Source organism: Sphingomonas sp. (genome assembly GCF_036388435.1).
Taxonomy (GTDB): Bacteria; Pseudomonadota; Alphaproteobacteria; order Sphingomonadales; family Sphingomonadaceae; genus Sphingomonas.
In genome coordinates this window covers 27,074-45,253 of the sequence record NZ_DASVRV010000010.1, presented here as the reverse complement: position 1 = coordinate 45,253, position 18,180 = coordinate 27,074, and the positions used below count along the sequence as shown (strand labels likewise).

Here is an 18,180-nt window from a genome sequence, read left to right as displayed (position 1 = left end):
GGGGTACGGCTCGACAGCTGACGGAATTCGCGGATATCGTCGAGCGACACGGCCGGCCGCCCGGTCTTGTTGCCGTCCGCGTCGATCTCCTCGATGCCGGCCAGGTGGATCAGCGCGTATAGCAGCATCGACGCATGGCCGACCGACAGCACGAAGCGGTCCCGATTGGGCCAGTCGGGCCTGGCGGGGTCGTAGCGCAGGAACCGGGTCCAGATCGTGTGCCCGACGGGTGCCAGCGCCATCGGCGTGCCGGGATGCCCCGAATTGGCCTTTTGCACCGCGTCCATCGCGAGCGTGCGGATCGTGTCGATCGCGAGGCGTTCGGGGGACCCGTCCCCCTGATAAGCGTCGGCGCGATACGCGTCGACGCCGTGCCGCTCGGTGGTGCTCACGTCGGTCATCTCTGCCTCATGTGGTTCGGGGGTCGAACGCGGGGCGCGCGTTAGGGTTGCCCCTTAATCCGGATCGGCAGGTCGTTCCAGCTTCGTCACGACCCCGTCCGTCGCCAGATAGGCCGCATCGACTTCCGACAGGAACAGCCCGTGGCCGAGCACGCCCGGGATCGCCTGGAGCCACGCCGCCGTCCCTTGCGGGTCGGACAGATCATGAAAGGCGCAATCGACGACCAGCATCTGCTGATCGGTCCGGTAGGGCTCGCCTCCAGCCATCCGCAGCAGCGGGTCCGACCGTTCCGTGAGCATCCGCGCCACGAAACCATGGGCGAAGGGCAACACCTCGACCGGCACCCGCGCCGCGCCGATCGCGCCCACGCGCTTGGCCCCGTCGGCGATCACCACCATCCGGTCGCTGGCGGCGGCCACGCACTTCTCGCGCAGCATCGCCCCGCCCGCGCCCTTCACCACCAGCAGCCGGTCGTCGATCTCGTCGGCGCCGTCGATCGTCAGGTCGACCCGGGCGACCCCCGCGAAATCGTGGACGCGGATGCCCAGCTCGCGCGCCAGCGTTGCCGACGCCTCGCTCGTCGCGACCGCGTCGATGGCGAGACCGCCCGCGACTATCCGTCCCAGCGCCCGAATCATGTGCGCGGCGGTGGAGCCGGTGCCCAGCCCGACCATCATCCCCGCGCGGACCTCCAGGACGGCGGCCTCGGCGGCCGCGCGTTTGTCCCCGTCGGCGCTCATGCGGCGAGCTCCGCCGCTTCGAGCGCACGACCATAGGAGGCGGCGTTCCCCGACCAGTTCTGCGTGATCCGCCCGTCGGCGCGCTTGTACCAGCTATGGCAGGCGGGGTCGGCCCATACCGTTTGCGCCAGCGCCGCCTGCTGCTCGGCGTCCTGCCGCGCCTGCGCCGCCGCCGATATCTCGACTGTGCCCGCCCGCTCGACCGCGCGCACCGCGAAGTCGACCTGCCGCTCCATCATATAGGTGATCGAATTGTGCCCCAGATTCGTCCCCGGCCCGTAAATGACGAACATGTCGGGGAAGCCGTGGACGAGCATCCCCAGATAGGCGCTCGGCGCCGCCGCCCAGGCGTCGCGGAGCGACAGCCCGTCGCAGCCCAGCACCTCGAACGACCAGTTCCAGTCGGTCGTCGCGAACCCCGTCGCGAACACCAGCGCGTCGAGCGGGTGGAACCCCGCTTCCGTCTCCACGCCGTCCGCCGTCACCCGCAGGATCGCCGCATCGTCGAGCGCGACGTTCTCGCGCATCAGCGCCGGATAGAAATCGTCGGCGAACAACACCCGCTTGCACCCGATCGGATAGTCGGGCGTCAGCCGCGCCCGCAGCGCGGCGTCGGGCACCTGCGCGGCCAGATGGTCGAGCGCGATCCGCGTGAAGGCCGCGCGACCCTCGGGCGTCCATTCGAACACCTGCCAGAAATAATGGTCCGCATTCTCGAAGATCATCTCGCGCTGCATCGCGCCCAGCTTCACCGCCATTTCGGGGCGAGTGAACATCAGTGCCAATTCCTCCGGCGTGACCGCCTTGTCGTCGCGCGGCGCGATCCAGTTGGGCGAGCGCTGGAACACGGTCAGATGGTCCGCCACCTTGGCTAGTTCCGGCACGAGCTGCACCGCGCTCGCCGCCGTACCGATCACGCCGACGCGTCTGCCAGTGAGGTCGATCCCCTCGGGCCAGCGCGCCGAGTGGAACGCGTCGCCGGCGAAGGCGTCCAGACCCGGCAGGTCGGGCACCGACGGACGGCTCAACTGCCCCACCGCGGGCACGAACAGGTCAAAGCGCTCGGCGGCACCCTTGGTCGTCTCGACGATCCAGCCGTTCCCGTCCCACGCCGCGCGCGTGACGCCCTCGTCCAGCCTCAGGCCCTCGCCCAGCCCGAACCGCTCAACCAGCCCCTCGGCATAGGCCAGGATCTCCGGCTGGCGCGCGTAATGATGCTGCCAATGCGGATTGGGCGCGAAGGACAGCTGGTACAGGATCGCGGGCACGTCGCACGCGCAGCCGGGATAGCGGTTGTGGCGCCACACGCCCCCGACCCCGTCCGCCGCCTCGAAGACGCGCACCTCGTGTCCCGCCTCGCGGAACCGGATCGCCGCCGCCAGCCCGCCCAGCCCCGCGCCGACGATGCAGACGGTCCTGCCCGTCATCAGCGCTGCATCTGCTTCATCATCTCCATGGGCATCATATTATGGTTGAGGTGCGACATGATCCAGATCGACCCCACCAGCACCAGCCCCACGATCAGAACCCCGAACGCCAGCGCGAGGACATTGTTGGTGTTGTCCGGCCCGGTCGTGATGTGGAGGAAGAACACCAGATGCACCCCCATCTGCCCGATCGCCAGCGCCACCAGGAAGACCGGAACGCCCGGCACGTAGATCACGTCCGTCTGCACCGCCCAGAAGGACGCCGCCGTCAGCGCGGCGGCGGCGATCAGCCCGACCACATAGCCGCGAATACCGCTGGCGACGTCGAAGCCGTCGGCCTCGCTCTCGTCGCCCGGCGCATTGTCGGTGTCGCTATGCTCCGTCCGCTCGCGCTCGCTCATAGGATCACCCCGAACAGATAGACCACGGTGAACAGCGCCACCCAGATGATGTCCAGCGCGTGCCAGAACAGCGCCCAGCACAGGATGCGCCGCTCGATGTCGTCGCGAAAGCCCTTGGCGAGCACCTGCGCCATCATCGTCAGCAGCCAGAGCAGCCCGGCCAGCACATGGACGCCGTGCAATCCGACCAGCGCAAAGAAGCTCGACAGGAACGCGCTGCGGTCGGGGCCGTATCCCTCGCCGATCAGATGGGCGAACTCGTACAATTCCATCGCCAGGAACCCGGCGCCGAGCAGGCCCGTCGCCGCCATCATGAGCTGGAACCAGAAGACGTCGCGCTTCGCCACCGCCAGCGTCGCCATGCCGCAGGTGAAGGAGGACAGGAGCAGCAGCGCCGTCTCGCCCAGCACGAAGGGCAGCTCGAAGATGTCGCGCCCGCGCGGTCCCCCGGCCAGCTCGCCCGCCAGCACCGCATAGGCGGCGAAGAACGCCGCGAACATGACGAAGTCGGACAGCAGGAAGATCCAGAAGCCATAGCCGACGATGATGCGCTTGGGCGCCGGCCCGCGCTCGCCGATCGGGCGCTCGTCCCCATGGCCCAGCCGGTGCGGGTCGCCATGCCCGGCACGGTGCCCACCCTGGGCGGTGGTCGCGCTCATGCCGGCACCTCGCGCGGCAGGCCGAGCAGCTTGGCCTTGGCGGCGCGGCGCTCGTCGTCGAGCCGCTCCACCTCGTCGGCGGGCACCTCGAACTCGTGATGGTCGCGCCAAGCGAACAGGGTGAAGGTCGCCCAAGCGCCGAGCACGCCCAGGACCACCAGCCACCAGATGTGCCACACCGCCGCGAAGCCCAGCACGGTCGTGAAGAAGGCGGTGATGAAGCCGGTCGGCGAGTTGCGCGGCATCTCGATCGGTTCATAACGCTCGGGGCGTTCGCTCAAGCGCTTCTCCTCGATCGCCTTGCCCTTCAGCGACCAATAGGCTTCCTCGTCCGACACGTCGGGCAGCACCGCGAAATTGTAGAGCGGCGGGGGCGAGGTAGTCATCCATTCCAGCGTCCGCCCGTCCCACGGATCGCCGGTCTCGTCGCGCCGCTGGTCGCGCGTCCTGATCGACACCCAGAGCTGGACGATCTGGCACAAGATGCCCAGCGCGATGATCGCGGAGCCGACGCTGGCGACGATCAGCCAGGGCGTCCACGCCTCTACATAATGCGCGTTCATCCGCCGCTGCATCCCCATCAGCCCCAGCACGTAGAGCGGCATGAAGGCGACGTAGAAGCCGACGATCCAGCACCAGAAGGCGCGTTTGCCCCAGACCTCGTCCAGCGTGAAGCCGAACGCCTTGGGGAACCAATAGGTATAGCCCGCGAACAGCCCGAACAGCACCGCCGGAATGACGATGTTGTGGAAATGGGCGACCAGGAACAGCGAGTTGTGGAGCACGAAATCGACCGGCGGGATGGCGAGCAGCACGCCCGACGCGCCGCCGATCACGAAGGTGACGATGAACCCGATCGAATAGAGCATGGGCGTGGTGAAGCGGATGCGTCCGCGGAACATGGTGAACAGCCAGTTGAACACCTTCACGCCCGTCGGCACCGCGATGATCATCGTCGTCACCCCGAAGAAGCCGTTCACGTCCGCGCCCGCCCCCATGGTGAAGAAATGGTGCAGCCAGACGGTGAAGCTCAGCAGGCAGATGACCATGGTCGCGACGATCATCGACCGATAGCCGAATAGCGGCTTGGACGAGAAGGTCGACACCACTTCGGAGAACACGCCGAACACCGGCAGCACCAGGATGTAGACCTCGGGATGCCCCCAGGCCCAGACCAGGTTGACGAACATCATGGCGTTGCCGCCCGCGTCGTTGGTGAAGAAATGGAAGTCGAGATAGCGGTCGAGGAGCAACATCCCCATCGTCGCGGTCAGGATCGGAAAGGCGGCGACGATCAGCAGATTGGCCGCCAGCGACGTCCAGCAGAACATCGGCATCCGCGTCAGCCCCATGCCGGGCGCGCGCATCTTGAGGATGGTGGTGACCAGGTTCACCCCCGACAGCAGCGTCCCCACCCCCGCGATCTGGAGCGCCCATAGGTAGTAATCGACACCCACGCCCGGCGAGAAGCGCAGCTCCGACAGCGGTGGATAGACGACCCAGCCCGTCTTCGCGAACTCGCCCACGACCAGGCTGATGTTGACGAGCAGCGCGCCCGACGCGGTCAGCCAGAAGCTGACATTGTTGAGCGTCGGGAACGCCACGTCGCGCACGCCCAGCTGGAGCGGGATCGCGAAGTTCATCAGCCCCGTCAGGAACGGCATCGCCACGAAGAAGATCATGATCACGCCATGCGCGGTGAACACCTGATCGTAATGCTCGGGCGGCAGGTAACCGCCGTTATTGTACATCAGGTCCTGGTGCGTGCGCATCAGGATCGCGTCGGAAAAGCCGCGCAGCAGCATGACCAGTGCGAAGATGCAGTACATGATGCCGATACGCTTATGGTCGACCGAGGTGATCCACTCGCGCCACAGATAAGGAAACCAGCCCTTGCGCCAGACATAGAACAAGGTGGCGAACAGGACGCCGCCGACCGCGGCACCCGCGAGCAGCGGGATCGGCTCCTCCCACGGGATCGAGTTGAGGCCGAGCTTGCCCGTCACCGGATTCCACTCGTTGGGCGGCTTGCTCACTCCGTGTCCTCCCGGCCGCTGCGTTGTTCTTCGCTCGCCCTGACGCCCGATTGCTTCAACGCCGCTTCGTACAGCCCCGGCGCGACCGCGCGGTAGGTATAGGGCTTGGACGTGGCCGCCTGCCGCTCGATCTTCAGATAGCCCGGCGCGTCGAGCACCGGTCCCGCCCGCCTGGTCCGCGCCACCCACGCCGCGAACTCCGCGGGGGTCACCGCGTCGGCGAAGAACGCCATCTCCGAAAATCCTTCGCCGCTATAATGCGCCGACAGGCCGCGGTAGCGCCCCGGCTTGTCGGCCTGGAGGTTCAGCTTTCCGTCCATCCCCGCCATCGCGTACATCTGGCTGCCGAGCCGGGGCACCATGAAGCTGTTCATGACGGTGCCCGACGTGATGCGGAAGGAAATGGGCGTGCCCGCCGGGATGACCAGGCGATTGACGCTCGCCAGCCCCTGTTCGGGATAGATGAACAGCCATTTCCAGTCGAGCGAGATCACCTGCACCGGCAGCGCGCGAACGGGGGAGCGCAGCGGGCGCGACGGTTCGAGTTCGTGGCTGCCGATCCAGGCGATCCCGCCCAGGAAGATGATGACCAGTGCCGGGATCGACCAGACCAGCAGTTCCAGCCGCCCGGAATAGGACCAGTCTGGCGTGTACTGGCCGCGCGGCCGTTTCGCGCTGTAGCGCCAGGCGAAGTACAAGGTCAGCACGATGATCGGCACGATGATCGCCAGCATGATGACGACCGCGTTGAAGAACATCGCGCGCTCGCCCGCCGCGACCGGCCCGGCGGGATCGAGCAGCCCCATCTCGCCGCATCCGGCGAGCGCCGCGACCGGCGCGCAGACGCCGGCGCGCGCCCATACTCCCCCTCGGATCAGTCCGGGCATTCGCGACCTCCCTGCGGTTGCGCTCGTCTAGCGGTGGGCGCAGCCGCGATCAAAGCCTTTCCGAATGGAATTGATCAAAGCGTGCCAAAGATCACGAACAGGCGATAAAATCGGCAATGCATGTTGACCCGTAAGAAAAGTCAACTACTTAGCGATCGATTAGACCATCAGGAGCATTTCATGTCCGAAGATATCGCCGATACCAATGCGCTCGAACTCGCAACCGAACTCACGATCGCTTGGCTCGGCAATCCCAATACCCGCATCTCCGCCGACGAGGTGCCCTCGTTCCTGCGCCGGATGCATGAAACCGTGTCCGAACTCACCGCCGGTGCGGCCGATGCGCCCGCGCCCGAGCCGCAGGCCGAATACACGCCCGCCGTCAGCGCCCGCAAGTCGCTCGCATCGCGCGAGCACATCATTTCGATGATCGACGGCAAGCCTTACAAGACGTTGCGTCGCCATCTCGCGACCAATGGCCTGACGCCGGAACAATATCGCGAGCGCTTCGGCCTCAAGCCCGACTATCCGATGGTCGCCGAAGCCTATTCGGAATCGCGCCGCGCCATGGCGAAGCAGATCGGCCTGGGCCGCAAGTCGACGCGCACCCCGACCGAAGACGCGCCCGCTGCCGCCAGCGATGCGGCCCCCGCCCCGCGCGGCCGCCGCAAGGCCGCCCCGGCCGAGTGACCGACCCCGAGGCGCCGTTCCCGGGACGGCGCCTCAGCTTCCGAACGCGCCCTTGCGGTACAGTAAGGTGATCGCGACGCGCCGGTTGCGCGGGTCGCCGGGCACGTCGCGGATGATCGGCTCGCGGTCGGCGACGCCCTCGATCCGCTCGAACCGCGCTTCCGGGATGCCGCCCAGCGCCAGCCGGCGGCGCGTCGCCTCCGCCCGTCCCGACGACAGCGTCCAGTTGTTCATCGCCCGCGGATCGCCGAACGGCACGCTGTCGGTATGGCCGCGGATCATCACCGGGTTGCCGGTGCCGCGGATCGCGGCGGCGATGGTGCCGATCAGCTCCGACGCCCGTCCCTCCAGCGCGGTCGTGCCCAGGTCGAACATCGAATAATCGGCGTCGTCGATCAGGTCGATCCGCATCCCCTGCTGCGTCATGACGAAGCGGATGTTCTTGGCGAGCTTGGCCATCGTCCCGCTCTCGCGGATCCGCGCCTCGACCTGTTTGCGCATCGCCTCGAAATTGCGCTGATCCTCGGCCGCGACCTTGGGATTGCGGAGCGATCCCTTGTCGCCGGTGCCCGATTTCGGGCCGCCGCCATTGGGGACGGGCTGGATCATCGCCTGCATGAAGGACTGGCCCGCTTTGGGGCCCAGCGTGTTCTGGCTCACCAGCGACTCGCCGCCCGCCGGGCCGGTGCCCCCCATGCCCTTCGATGCGGAGCTGACGAGGGTCGGCGCGAAATAGTCGGCGATGCCCTTGCGCGACTTCTCGTCGGTGGCGCCGAGCAGCCACATGAGCAGGAAGAACGCCATCATCGCGGTCACGAAATCGGCATAGGCGACCTTCCACGCGCCGCCATGATGGCCGCCATGGCCTTCGATATAGACCTTCTTGTAGATGATCCTGGGCGGCTGGTTCGAGCCGTGCGGCGCGCGCGCGGCCATCAGCGCGCGACCTCGATCGGTTCATGCGAAGCCGCCAAGGCGCGAAGGGAAGAAAGTCGGATCGCGCGGCGGCGCGGAGACACGGAGAAGAGGGCCTGCCGCGAGGCGGCCTTCATCGCCCCGACCGCCGAACGGTCGAAGCCGCTGACGCGGCGGGCATCGCCCAGCGCGCATCTCCTCCTCCGCGTCTCCGCGCCGCCGCGCGGACCCACCTTCTTCGCGCCTTCGCGCCTTCGCGTGAACACAATCACCGTCCCCTAAGCCCGTCAAACACCTCGGCGAAACCCGGCTGGTTCTTGTGCTTGATGCCCGAGCGCGCCGCCTCGATCACCAGCGGCTGCGGATGGCCGTGGAGCGAGGCGATGATGATCTGCTTGACCACGCCGTAAATGGCCGCGTCGGCGTCGATCACCTGCTTCAGTCGCGACGCCAGCGGCGACACGATGCCGTAAGCCAGGAGCACGCCCAGAAAGGTGCCGACCAGCGCCGACCCGATCATCCCGCCCAGCACGGCCGGCGGCTGGTCGATCGACCCCATGGTCTTCACCACGCCCAGCACGGCGGCGACGATGCCCAAGGCCGGGAGCGCGTCCGCCAGACTCGACAAGGTGGTGTGCGGTCCCTCGACCTCGTGGTGATGGGTCTTGATGGCGTTGTCCATCACGTCCTCGACCGCATGGACGTCGAGCGTGCCCGACGACACCACCACCAGCCGCAGCGTGTCGGCGATCAGGTTCACCAGGGTATGGTCGGCCTGGAGGCGGGGATATTCGGCGAACACGGCGGAGGATTTCGGATCCTCGACATGCGGTTCTAGCGCGATCGGACCCTCGGTGCGCAGCATCTTCATCAGCTTCGACACCAGGAAGATGACGTCCAGAAAGTCCTGCTTCTTCCAACGCGGGCCCTTGAACACCTTGCCCAGGCCGCCGCCCATGGCCTTCAGCTCGGCGCCCGAATTGCCGATGATGAGCGCGCCCGCCGCCGCCCCGCCGATGATGAGCATCTCGTGCGGGAGCGCGTGGAGCACGGGGCCCAGCGCGCCGCCGGTGATGGCGAATCCGCCGAACACCATGGCGATGAGGACGACGAGGCCGATTGCCGGAAACATGGTGCGGAACTTCCCCCAAACGCTTGTCGCTATTGGTAAGCGCGATTGGTGGAGAAGCCGTTACCGGGCGGCCCGATCCTGCCGGCGCGGACGGCCGTCAGCGCAGATAGTTGAACAGCGACAGGCTGGTCATCTTGGTGAAGCTCGCCTGCGTCGCCTGGAGCACGGTCAGCGTCTTCTGCAGCTCGGTGATCGCCGCGGTCACGTCCGTGTCCTCCAGCGCGGAGCGAAGCTCCTCGCGGTCCGTGTTGGTCTCGACGAGCACCGCCTGGCCGAGCTCGATCCGCGCCGCGCGCGCGCCCACCGACGTGCGGACCAGGTTCACCTGGTCGTCGGCGGCGTTCAGCTCGTCCAGCGCGTCCGACGCGACGCCCGCGCCGCCCGTGCCGGACTGGAGCGCGGTGGCGAGCGTGGACAGGACGGCGAGGATGTTGGTCCCCCCGAATTCGAACACGCGCGACGCGCTCTCGGTCGCCTGCACCGTCTGGCCGTCGCCGACGGGGATGTCGGACACCTTGGTCGCGACGAACGAGAAACTGCCATCGGGCGCGCGCTGCACGGCCTTGGTGCCGTCGGCGCTGCCGAACAGCGGCTCGCCCCGTATATCCTTGCTGTTGCCCAATTCCACGAGCTGGTCGACGATCGCGGCCAGTTCGGTGCCGATCACCGCGCGACTTTCGGGCGTGAGCGTGCCGTTACCCGCCTGGGTGGTCAGTACGATCGCGCGCTGGATCTGCAAGGTGATCGCGTCGAGCGTCGAGTCGGTCTGCTTCAGCAGCGCGCCGGCGACGGTCATGTTGCGGCCATAGACCCCGGCATCGGCGTCGCGGCGCTTGAATTCGGCGAGCTGCTGCGACGCGACCGCGTCGTCGGAGGGCGCCTTGAGCTTCTTGCCCGTCGCGATCTGCGTCTGCAGCTCGGTCGCGCGCGCGTTCAGCCCGCTCATCCGCTTGGACAGGCCGTCATAGAAGAGCGTGGTCGGAACCTGCATGGTGGCTTACCTGATCTCGAGGATCGAATTGAAGGTCTCGCGCGCGACCTGGATCACGCGGCTCGACGCCTGATAGGCCTGCTGGAACCGCAGCAGGTCGACCGCCTCGTTGTCCAGGTCGACGCCCGACAGGCTGGCGCGCGCCGTCACCGCGCCGTCGCGGATCGCGCCCTGCGCGTCGGCGATCGCCAGGCGCTGACGCAGCGCGGTCGCATTGTCGGTGACGAGCGCGGTCGCCGAAGCTTCGGCGCCCGTCGCGGTGCGGAGCGCCTCGAACCTGTTCAGGTTGGTGCCGTCGCGCGGTCCCCCGCCGACGCCGGCCGCGGCGATGCCGCTGGGATCGGTCATCGCGACGCCGAGTTCGGTCGGCGATCCGTTCGCGGCGAAGATCGGGCGGCCGGCGACGCCGTTCACGTCCTGGCCCGCCGCCTGGACGCCGTTCACGTCGGTGGCGAAGCGCGTGGCGACCGCGTCCAGCTGACGGCGCGTGTCGTTGATGCGTTGCGCGGCGTCGACGATGCCCGCCAATGCCCCGCCCTGGGGATCGACCACCCCGCCCTCGCCGCCAAAGGACAGCGTCAGCGCCACCGCCCCGCCCGCGCGTGCATAGCTGAGCTGGCCCGACCGCGCCGCGTCGACCATCACCGGGCCGTTCCGCCCGCCCAGCCGCACGGTCGCGCGGCCATAGGCGTCGAAATTCGCCTTCAGGTCGATCAGCGCGCTCATCTGTTCGAGCACCTGATCGCGCTGATCGGACAGCTGCGCCGCGGCGGCGGTGTCGCGCTGCGTGCGCCCCAGCCCCAGATTTATCTTGGCGAGCGTGCCCGCGAGCTGGGTCAGGTCGCGCGCCGACTGATTGGCGTTGGTGTCGAGATCGGCCGCGACCTGGTCGACCGCGCGGCCCGTGGCGGTGAACGCCGCCGCCGCCGACTCGGCCGCACCCAGCATCCCGGCGCGCAGCGCGCTCGACGCGGGTTCTGCGCCCAGCGCGCGGCTGGACGCGAAGAAACCCGTCAACCGCTCGGACAGCCGGTCGCCGGTCAGCGCGTCCTCGATGCCGTCGAGCCATTTGGCGCCAACCTCGGTGCGCGAGACGTCGGACGCGGCCGCGCGCACCGCCTCGCCGGCATAGACGTCGCTCGACCGGACGATCCCGGCCGCGCTGACGCCCAGACCGTTGGTCATCCCGCCCGATGCGAGCCCGCCGGTGACCTGCACCTCGCGCAGCGCGACCTGGCGGCGCGAATAGCCTTCGACCCCGGTATTGGCGATGTTCTCCGACACCGTCGTCAGCGCGGTCTGATAGGCGCGGACGCCCGATGCGCCGATGGACAGGAGGTCGCTCATTCCACCTTAATGGGGGACGATCCGTTAAGATCGGGTTGCGACCGGCTGAGAAATGCCGTCATCGCCTTGCCGATGCCGATCGGCGCGTGCTCGGCCATACTTTCCGCGATCCGCTGGTCCTGCATGTCGCGAAACGTGTCCAGCGCCTTGGACTCGAACAAGGTGTCGGCGAGCGACGCCTTGCGCATCGCCCCCAGCATCATCCCCGTGAACACCGATTCGAACTTGTCGCCCGCCTTTTTCAGATTGTCGGCCGAAGCGAGCCGCGTCGTGTCGCTCGAGATGCCGGTGATCGCGGTCATAGGATGATCAACTCCGCCTTGAGCGCGCCCGCCTGTTTCAGTGCTTCGAGGATCGCGACCAGATCGGCCGGGCTCGCGCCGATCGCGTTCACCGCCTTCACCACATCGGCCAGCTTGGGACCGGGGTTCAGCAGGAACATCGGCTTCTTCTCCTCCTCGACGCTGACGCTCGATCGCTGCTCGACCGCGGTCTCGCCGTTGCTCAGCGCCTCGGGCTGGACGACGCGCTGGGCCTCGTCGATGCGCACCGTCAGCTTGCCGTGACTGACCGCCGCCGGGCCGACGCGCACCGCCGAATTGATGACCACCGTGCCCGTGCGCGCATTGACGATGACCTTGGCCGAGGGTTCGGCCGCGACCACGTCGAGATTCTCGATCCGCGCCATCAGCGTGGCGCGGTTATGCGCGCCGCCGGCGGCGCGCACCTGCACCGACACCGCGTCGATCGCCTGCGCCGCGCCGGCGCCGAGCACTTGGTTGATCGCGCCCGCGACATTCTGCGCCGTCGTGAAGTCGGCGCGCTGGAGATTGAAGGTCAGCCCGGCCGACTGGTCGAACCCCGTCGCCACCGCGCGCTCCACGGTCGCGCCCTCGGGAATGCGGCCGCTGGAGGGAATGTTGACGACGATCTTGGACCCGTCCGCGCCCTCGGCGCCCAGTCCGCCGACCGCCAGATTGCCCTGCGCCATCGCATAGACCTGGTTGTCCGCGCCCAGGAGCGGCGTCAGGATCAGGCTGCCGCCGCGAAGCGACTTGGCCTTGCCCATCGACGCGACGGTGATGTCCAGCTTCTGCCCCGGCTTGGCGAAGGGCGGCAGCTCGGCGGTGATCATCACCACGGCGGCGTTCTTCATTCCCGGATTGACGCCGGGCGGCAGCTGCAAGCCGAAGCGCGACGCGACGGCTTTCAGCGACTGCACCGTATATTCCAGATTGTCGTCGCCCGTGCCGGGCAGCCCGACGACGACGCCGTAGCCGGTGAGCTGGTTCGAGCGGATGCCCTGGAACGCGCCCAGATCCTTGATCCGGTCCGCCTGCGCGGGCGCGGCGATCGTGAGGGTGGCGAAAAGGGTGAGGAAGAAGCGAAGCATGACGATCCTCAAAAGGGGCTCACGACCTGGAAGAAACGGCTCAGCCAGCCCTGGCGTCCGGCGCGCGCGACATCGCCCTTGCCGGTATAGCTGATCCGCGCATCGGCGACGCGGGTGGAGGCGACGCGGTTGTTCGCGTCCACGTCCGCCATCCGCACCACGCCCTTGATCCGCACGAACTCGTCGCCGCGGTTCAGGGTGACGCGCTTCTCGCCGCGCACCAGCATGGTGCCGTTGGGATAGACCTCGGCGACCGTCACCGAAACCTCCCCCGACAGCGAATTGGCCTGGTTGGTCTGCCCGGCGCCGTTGAAGTTGCGGTTGCCGCCGATCTTCACGTCGCTGGGATCGAACAGCGACAAGGGTCCCGTCGTCGGCGGCGCGATGCCGAACCCGCCGTCCGAGTCGAGCTTCGACCCGGCCGACTTGGTCGCCGCCGTCCGCTCCACGAGCACGATCGTCAGCGGATCGCCGACCCGCCGCGCGCGCCAGCCCTCGTGCAGCGCGGCATAGCCGTCCGCCGCCTGGAAGATCGACCCCGTCGCCGCGACCGGCACCGGCGCCATCGGCCGGGCGGCGGAATAATCCTCGGCCGGCTTCCCGCGCCCGAATAGCTGCGCCCCGGCGGTGCCCGGCGCCGTCGCCAGGCCGGCGAGCGCGACCAGCGCGACGCCGATGGGTGTCTTGGGGCCCATCACAGGTTCTGGTTCACATATTTGAGCATGTCGTCGGTCGCGGAGATCATCTTGGAATTGACCTCGTACGCGCGCTGGGTCTCGATCATGTCGACCAGCTCCTCGACGACGTTGACGTTGGAGGCTTCCAGCATCCCCTGGCGGACGCGCCCGCGCCCCTCCAGCCCGGCCACGCCCAGATTGGCCGCGCCGCTCGCCGCCGTCTCCGTCAGGTAATTGTCGCCCGCCGGTTGCAGCCCGGCGCCATTGGCGAAGCTGGCGACCTGGATCTGCCCCAGCTCCGACGCCTCGGTCTGCCCGGCCACCGTCGCCGACACGGTGCCGTCGGTGCCGATGGTGATCGCGGTCGCGCCCTCGGGCACGGTGATCCCCGGCTGCACCTGATAGCCCTCGCTCGTCACCAGCAGCCCTTCGGGGCTGCGCGAGAAGTTACCCGCCCGCGTATAGCCCAGCTGCCCGCCGGGCAGCTGCACCTGGAAATAGCCGTCGCCGTCCAGCGCCAGATCCAGGCTGTTGCCGGTCGTCTGCATCGACCCCTGGGTGTCGATCCGCGCCGTGCCCTGGACGCGGACGCCCGTCCCCAGGTTCAGCCCGGTGGCGTAGCGCGTCTCGCTGGTCGACGGGGCGCCGGGCGAGGTCACCACCTGATAGGCGAGCGTCTCGAACGCCGCGCGGTCGCGCTTGAACCCGGTGGTGTTCACGTTGGCGAGGTTGTTCGAGATCACCCGCATCCGGGTGTCCTGCGCGTCGAGCCCGGTGCGGGCGATATGCATGGCGGCGGAGGTCATGTGCTTTGGTCCTTAACCCGGCAGGCGCATCAGCGATGCGCCGCTTTCGTCCATGGTGCGGGCTTCCTTCAGGAGGTTGGCCTGCACTTCGTAGCTGCGCTGGTTCTCGATCATGTCGACCAGCGCCTGGGTCATGTTGACGTTCGATCCCTCCAGCGCGCCGGTCTGGACCTTGGCGTCCATGTCGTCGGGCAGCACGCCCCCGCCCCGCACGCGGAGCAGGTTGTCGAGCCCCTTGACGGTGTCCGACCCCTTGGTGCTCGCCAGCTTCAGCCGGTCGATCACCTGCGGCGCGTTGGGATCGCCGCCCTGGGGGACGATCGAGATCGTGCCGTCGGCGGCGATCGATATCCGGTCGGCGGGCGGCAGGGTGATCGGCCCGCTCCCCCCCATCACCGGAAAGCCGTCGCCCGTCTGCAGCACCCCCGACGCGGCGACGCTCAGGTCCCCGCGCCGCGTATACGCCTCCGACCCGTCGCCCGCCTGCACCGCCAGCCAGGCCTCGCCCGTCATCGCCACGTCGAGCGGCCGGTTGGTCTGCTGGATGGCGCCGGGCGAGCGGTCGGCATCGGTGACCTCCTCGCTGGTCGGCATCCGCGCCTCCAGCCGCGATCCGCCGCCTTTCAGTTCGATCCGGTCGAACACGACGCGGTCGGCGCGAAAGCCGGTGGTCGACACATTGGCCATGTTGTTGGCGATCGACGCCTGCGCCGCCATGTGCGCGCGCAGGCCCGTCGCCGCGGTGTAGACCAGCTTGTCCATCTTATCGGCCCCGCCCGTTCAGATCAGCCACGGATGTTGAAGATGGTCTGCGAGATCTGCGACGCGGTATCGAGCGCCTTGGCGTTCGCCTGGAAATTGCGCTGCGCCGCGATCAGCCCGACCAGTTCCTCCGTGATGTCGACGTTCGATCCCTCGATCGTGCCCGACATGAGCGACCCCAGCCCGTCGCTGCCGGCGCTCGACAGCAGCGCCATCCCCGACACGCCCGACGAGGTCCAATAGCTGTTGCCGTTCTGGCGCAGCCCTTCGGGCGTGGTGAAGCCGGCGATCGCCACCTTGCCCAGCGGCAGGGTCGTGCCGTCGGAGAAGGTGGCGGAGATCAGCCCGACCTTGTCGACCACCACGCTGGTGAACTCGCCCACCGTGGCGCCGTCCTGGCTGCGCGCCGCCACCGCAAAGGCCGATGCGCTCTGCGTGGAGCCCGCATAGTTGATCGACAGCGGCTGCGCGGCCACCGATCCCTTGGGCGTGAACGGGTCGAAGGCGGTCGCCGCGCCCGGCGCGGTCAGCGCGCCGGCCGCGTTGAACTGGAGCTGGATCGGCGTCGTCGCGCCGCCCACCTCCAGCTGCTTGTCGCCGACGAAACTGTGCACCGACCAGGTGCTCGCCCCGTCGGTGCGCGCGCTGTCGTCGTTGCGGACGTAATAGTTGGTCAGCGTCATCGCGTTGCCCGCCGCGTCGTAGATCGTCGAGGTGGTGGAGTTGTTGTACGTCGAGGTGTTGGTGCGGTTGAACGCCGTCGTCGGCACCGCCGCGGCGTCCGACAGGTTGATCCCCAGCGCCACGTTGCTGGTCGCGATCGGCACGCCGTTCACCTCGGGAATCTGGACCGCGATCAGCCCGTCCGACCCGGTCGCCGTCACGATCCCGCTCGCATCGACCGGATAGGCCTGAAGATAGGAACCCTGCGCGTCGACGATATAGCGGCTGGTATCGACCGAAAAGGCGCCGTTGCGCGTATAGGCGAGCGCGCCCGTCACCGATCCCGTCTTGACCGCGAAGAAGCCGTCGCCCGACACGGCGAGGTCGAGCGCCTTGGACGTGGAGGTCAGATTGCCCTGGCTGAACTGCTGGCGATTGGCCTTCACCACCGCGCCCGACCCGATCATCTTGCGCGGATCGGTCGACAGGTTGGACGCGATCACGTCGGCGAAATCGGTGCGCGATTTCTTGAACCCGCTGGTCGCGACGTTGGCGAGGTTGTGCGAGATGGTCGACATCTCGGTCTGCGAAGCCTGAAGGCCGGACAGCGACGTGTAGAAGGACATGGGGTTACTCCTGCGGAAAGGGAATCAGCCGACCTTGCGGACGGCGGTGACGGGAATGGGACCCAGGCCGGCCACGTCGAGGACGGGCGAGCCGGCGTTCATCGAAACGGTCTGGACGGGCGCCCAGACGAGCGTGCGCGCGGTTACCTCGCCCTTCGCGCCCGACGCCTGCGCGGTGACGGTGAACGGCCCCGCGCCGGCGTCGCCGCCCGCATCGGTCCTGCCGTCCCAGTCGAAGCTCGCGGTGCCGGCGGGCTGCTTGCCGAGCCGAAGCGTTTTCAGTACCTGGCCGTCGACGCTCGACAGGGTCACGGTCACGTCGGTGGCCGCGCCGTCCAGCTCGACCGCGCCCTCGATCCCGCCCGTGCTGCGTCCATAGGCGGTCGCGCCCTCGGTCAGCACGGTGCGTCCGACATAGCCCAGCGCCTCGGCGCTCGTCGTCCCGCCCAGCCGGTCGGCGATCGACTTCAGCGTGGTGCCCATCTCGCTGATGCCCGCCAGCGACGAGAATTGCGCCATCTGCGCGACCATCTGGGTATTGTCGACCGGCTCGAACGGGTCCTGGTTCTTGAGCTGCGCGGTCAGCAGCTTGAGGAAGTCGTTCTGCCCCAGCGACTGGCTGCCCGCCGCCTTGACGACGGGGCCGGTGGTCGGCGTGCCGATGCCCAGGTTGCGGACGGTGGCGTCGAAGGAAGTCGCCATGATCAGCGTCCCAGCTTGAGCGTGTCGATGATGAGCGACTTGGCGGTCTGCATCACCTCGACATTGTTCTGGTACGAACGCGCGGTCTCCATCATGTCGACCAGCTCGCGCGTCTCGTCGACCGCCGCGTCGAACACGTTGCCGTCCTTGTCCGCCAGCGGATTGGACGGATCATAACGCCGGGTCGGCGCCTCGCCCGCGGTCATGATGCGCTCCACGTCGACCGTCGCCAGCCCCGACGCGCCCGACGCCTTGTCGAAGCTGGTGCGGAACACCGGCTTCATGGTGCGGTACGCGGCTTCCTCGCTTCCCGCGACGCCGCCGGCATTGGCCAGGTTCGACGCGGTGGTGTTCATCCGCACGAGCTGCGCCGACATGGCGCGCCCCGCGACCTGGAATATGGATAGCGGACGGTCCACTCTATTCTCCCTTGAGCGCGCGGGTGAGCGTCGCGATGCGCCCGTTGAGAAAGGCGAGCGTCGTCTGATACTGGACCGCGTTCTCGGCGAAGGCGGTCTGTTCGGCCGACAGCTCCACCGTGTTGCCGTCCATCGAAGGCTGGGTGGGTACGCGGTATCGCACCGCGTCGGCCATGGTGGCCCCGCCCTCCATGCTGGAAAGCGCCAGCTGGAAATCGACGTCGCGCGCCTTGAAGTTCGGCGTGGACGCGTTGGCGATGTTCGACGCCAGCACGCCCATCCGTTCCGAACGAACCCGGAGCGCCGCACCATGTACCCCGAACAAACCGTCACCAGCCATTGCCGGCCTCCATCACGCCCCATTGCGCGACGGGGTTCTCGCAAGGGGTGTGCCAGTTGCGATCCCAGTGGCGATCATGGCGTGCGGGACGGGTTGCGACCGGCGGCACGCGGCAAGCGCTTGCCGGACGGACGGCAGCTTGCCGGAACACTGGCCGACGATCGC

General features: G+C 68.2%; 20 protein-coding genes and 1 pseudogene. 1 reads left to right on the top strand and 20 read right to left on the bottom strand.

Annotated elements, in window-relative coordinates; all coding sequences use genetic code 11:
- From VF592_RS02905 to cyoA, 7 genes and pseudogenes are all read right to left on the bottom strand, one after another.
- A pseudogene (locus VF592_RS02905) lies at positions 1–401 on the bottom strand (transketolase); the annotation flags it as partial.
- Positions 402–455: 54 nt separating this feature from the next.
- Positions 456–1,142, bottom strand: a complete 687-nt coding sequence (gene rpiA / locus VF592_RS02900; RefSeq protein ID WP_331004101.1) for a ribose-5-phosphate isomerase RpiA — start codon at positions 1,140–1,142, stop codon at positions 456–458.
- Positions 1,139–2,569, bottom strand: a complete 1,431-nt coding sequence (locus VF592_RS02895; RefSeq protein ID WP_331004100.1) for an NAD(P)/FAD-dependent oxidoreductase — start codon at positions 2,567–2,569, stop codon at positions 1,139–1,141. Before VF592_RS02895 ends, rpiA begins: the two co-directional genes overlap by 4 nt.
- Positions 2,569–2,970, bottom strand: a complete 402-nt coding sequence (cyoD, locus tag VF592_RS02890; protein ID WP_331004099.1) for a cytochrome o ubiquinol oxidase subunit IV — start codon at positions 2,968–2,970, stop codon at positions 2,569–2,571. Before cyoD ends, VF592_RS02895 begins: the two co-directional genes overlap by 1 nt.
- A complete protein-coding gene (gene cyoC / locus VF592_RS02885) occupies positions 2,967–3,629 on the bottom strand; it encodes a cytochrome o ubiquinol oxidase subunit III (protein WP_331004098.1) in 663 nt (220 codons plus the stop codon). Before cyoC ends, cyoD begins: the two co-directional genes overlap by 4 nt.
- Positions 3,626–5,665, bottom strand: coding sequence for a cytochrome o ubiquinol oxidase subunit I (gene cyoB, locus VF592_RS02880; RefSeq protein ID WP_331004097.1), 2,040 nt, complete (start codon positions 5,663–5,665; stop codon positions 3,626–3,628). The genes cyoC and cyoB overlap by 4 nt, the downstream gene beginning before the upstream one ends.
- A complete protein-coding gene (gene cyoA, locus VF592_RS02875) occupies positions 5,662–6,552 on the bottom strand; it encodes a ubiquinol oxidase subunit II (protein ID WP_331004096.1) in 891 nt (296 codons plus the stop codon). Before cyoA ends, cyoB begins: the two co-directional genes overlap by 4 nt.
- Positions 6,553–6,732: 180 nt before the next feature.
- On the opposite strand from cyoA, the gene VF592_RS02870 reads away from it, so the two are divergent.
- On the top strand, positions 6,733–7,242 hold the full coding sequence (locus VF592_RS02870; RefSeq protein WP_331004095.1) for a MucR family transcriptional regulator: 510 nt from the start codon (positions 6,733–6,735) through the stop codon (positions 7,240–7,242).
- 33 nt (positions 7,243–7,275) lie between these two features.
- Here the strand turns inward: VF592_RS02870 and VF592_RS02865 are convergent, their stop codons facing one another.
- The 13 genes from VF592_RS02865 to VF592_RS02805 form a co-directional block, all read right to left on the bottom strand.
- On the bottom strand, positions 7,276–8,178 hold the full coding sequence (locus VF592_RS02865) for a flagellar motor protein MotB (protein WP_331004094.1): 903 nt from the start codon (positions 8,176–8,178) through the stop codon (positions 7,276–7,278).
- A 247-nt stretch (positions 8,179–8,425) separates the two neighbouring features.
- On the bottom strand, positions 8,426–9,289 hold the full coding sequence (gene motA, locus VF592_RS02860; protein WP_331004093.1) for a flagellar motor stator protein MotA: 864 nt from the start codon (positions 9,287–9,289) through the stop codon (positions 8,426–8,428).
- A gap of 97 nt (positions 9,290–9,386) precedes the next feature.
- Entirely contained in the window at positions 9,387–10,280 is an 894-nt protein-coding gene (locus VF592_RS02855; protein ID WP_331004092.1) for a flagellin, read from the bottom strand.
- Between the two features lie 6 nt (positions 10,281–10,286).
- Complete coding sequence (flgK, locus tag VF592_RS02850) at positions 10,287–11,627, bottom strand: flagellar hook-associated protein FlgK (RefSeq protein ID WP_331004091.1); 1,341 nt, start codon at positions 11,625–11,627, stop codon at positions 10,287–10,289.
- Positions 11,624–11,929, bottom strand: a complete 306-nt coding sequence (locus VF592_RS02845) for a rod-binding protein (RefSeq protein WP_331004090.1) — start codon at positions 11,927–11,929, stop codon at positions 11,624–11,626. The genes flgK and VF592_RS02845 overlap by 4 nt, the downstream gene beginning before the upstream one ends.
- The gene (locus tag VF592_RS02840) at positions 11,926–13,020 is read right to left on the bottom strand and encodes a flagellar basal body P-ring protein FlgI (protein ID WP_331004089.1); all 1,095 of its coding nucleotides are present in this window, start codon (positions 13,018–13,020) and stop codon (positions 11,926–11,928) included. The genes VF592_RS02845 and VF592_RS02840 overlap by 4 nt, the downstream gene beginning before the upstream one ends.
- Positions 13,021–13,028: 8 nt before the next feature.
- A complete protein-coding gene (locus VF592_RS02835; RefSeq protein ID WP_331004088.1) occupies positions 13,029–13,715 on the bottom strand; it encodes a flagellar basal body L-ring protein FlgH in 687 nt (228 codons plus the stop codon).
- The gene (gene flgG, locus VF592_RS02830; RefSeq protein ID WP_331004087.1) at positions 13,715–14,503 is read right to left on the bottom strand and encodes a flagellar basal-body rod protein FlgG; all 789 of its coding nucleotides are present in this window, start codon (positions 14,501–14,503) and stop codon (positions 13,715–13,717) included. The genes VF592_RS02835 and flgG overlap by 1 nt, the downstream gene beginning before the upstream one ends.
- Positions 14,504–14,515: 12 nt before the next feature.
- Complete coding sequence (flgF, locus tag VF592_RS02825) at positions 14,516–15,265, bottom strand: flagellar basal-body rod protein FlgF (protein ID WP_331004086.1); 750 nt, start codon at positions 15,263–15,265, stop codon at positions 14,516–14,518.
- 23 nt (positions 15,266–15,288) lie between these two features.
- A complete protein-coding gene (locus VF592_RS02820; protein WP_331004085.1) occupies positions 15,289–16,554 on the bottom strand; it encodes a flagellar hook protein FlgE in 1,266 nt (421 codons plus the stop codon).
- A gap of 24 nt (positions 16,555–16,578) precedes the next feature.
- The gene (locus VF592_RS02815; protein WP_331004084.1) at positions 16,579–17,256 is read right to left on the bottom strand and encodes a flagellar hook assembly protein FlgD; all 678 of its coding nucleotides are present in this window, start codon (positions 17,254–17,256) and stop codon (positions 16,579–16,581) included.
- Positions 17,257–17,258: 2 nt separating this feature from the next.
- Positions 17,259–17,675 carry a flagellar basal body rod protein FlgC gene (flgC, locus tag VF592_RS02810; RefSeq protein WP_331004083.1) on the bottom strand — a complete coding sequence of 139 codons (417 nt, stop codon included), beginning with the start codon at positions 17,673–17,675 and terminating at the stop codon, positions 17,259–17,261.
- Between the two features lies 1 nt (position 17,676).
- Positions 17,677–18,015, bottom strand: coding sequence for a flagellar basal body rod protein FlgB (locus VF592_RS02805; RefSeq protein WP_331004082.1), 339 nt, complete (start codon positions 18,013–18,015; stop codon positions 17,677–17,679).
- Positions 18,016–18,180: the final 165 nt, after the last annotated feature.

Coding starts and splice junctions, on each gene's coding strand:
- cyoD (WP_331004099.1), bottom strand. CDS start 2,970: ATGAGCGAGCGCGAGCGGACGGAGCATAGCGACACCGACAATGCGCCG.
- cyoA (WP_331004096.1), bottom strand. CDS start 6,552: ATGCCCGGACTGATCCGAGGGGGAGTATGGGCGCGCGCCGGCGTCTGC.
- VF592_RS02805 (WP_331004082.1), bottom strand. CDS start 18,015: ATGGCTGGTGACGGTTTGTTCGGGGTACATGGTGCGGCGCTCCGGGTT.
- flgK (WP_331004091.1), bottom strand. CDS start 11,627: ATGAGCGACCTCCTGTCCATCGGCGCATCGGGCGTCCGCGCCTATCAG.
- motA (WP_331004093.1), bottom strand. CDS start 9,289: ATGTTTCCGGCAATCGGCCTCGTCGTCCTCATCGCCATGGTGTTCGGC.
- VF592_RS02835 (WP_331004088.1), bottom strand. CDS start 13,715: ATGGGCCCCAAGACACCCATCGGCGTCGCGCTGGTCGCGCTCGCCGGC.
- cyoC (WP_331004098.1), bottom strand. CDS start 3,629: ATGAGCGCGACCACCGCCCAGGGTGGGCACCGTGCCGGGCATGGCGAC.
- flgF (WP_331004086.1), bottom strand. CDS start 15,265: ATGGACAAGCTGGTCTACACCGCGGCGACGGGCCTGCGCGCGCACATG.
- VF592_RS02845 (WP_331004090.1), bottom strand. CDS start 11,929: ATGACCGCGATCACCGGCATCTCGAGCGACACGACGCGGCTCGCTTCG.
- VF592_RS02840 (WP_331004089.1), bottom strand. CDS start 13,020: ATGCTTCGCTTCTTCCTCACCCTTTTCGCCACCCTCACGATCGCCGCG.
- VF592_RS02895 (WP_331004100.1), bottom strand. CDS start 2,569: ATGACGGGCAGGACCGTCTGCATCGTCGGCGCGGGGCTGGGCGGGCTG.
- VF592_RS02855 (WP_331004092.1), bottom strand. CDS start 10,280: ATGCAGGTTCCGACCACGCTCTTCTATGACGGCCTGTCCAAGCGGATG.
- rpiA (WP_331004101.1), bottom strand. CDS start 1,142: ATGAGCGCCGACGGGGACAAACGCGCGGCCGCCGAGGCCGCCGTCCTG.
- VF592_RS02820 (WP_331004085.1), bottom strand. CDS start 16,554: ATGTCCTTCTACACGTCGCTGTCCGGCCTTCAGGCTTCGCAGACCGAG.
- flgG (WP_331004087.1), bottom strand. CDS start 14,503: ATGACCTCCGCCGCCATGCATATCGCCCGCACCGGGCTCGACGCGCAG.
- VF592_RS02865 (WP_331004094.1), bottom strand. CDS start 8,178: ATGGCCGCGCGCGCGCCGCACGGCTCGAACCAGCCGCCCAGGATCATC.
- VF592_RS02870 (WP_331004095.1), top strand. CDS start 6,733: ATGTCCGAAGATATCGCCGATACCAATGCGCTCGAACTCGCAACCGAA.
- VF592_RS02815 (WP_331004084.1), bottom strand. CDS start 17,256: ATGGCGACTTCCTTCGACGCCACCGTCCGCAACCTGGGCATCGGCACG.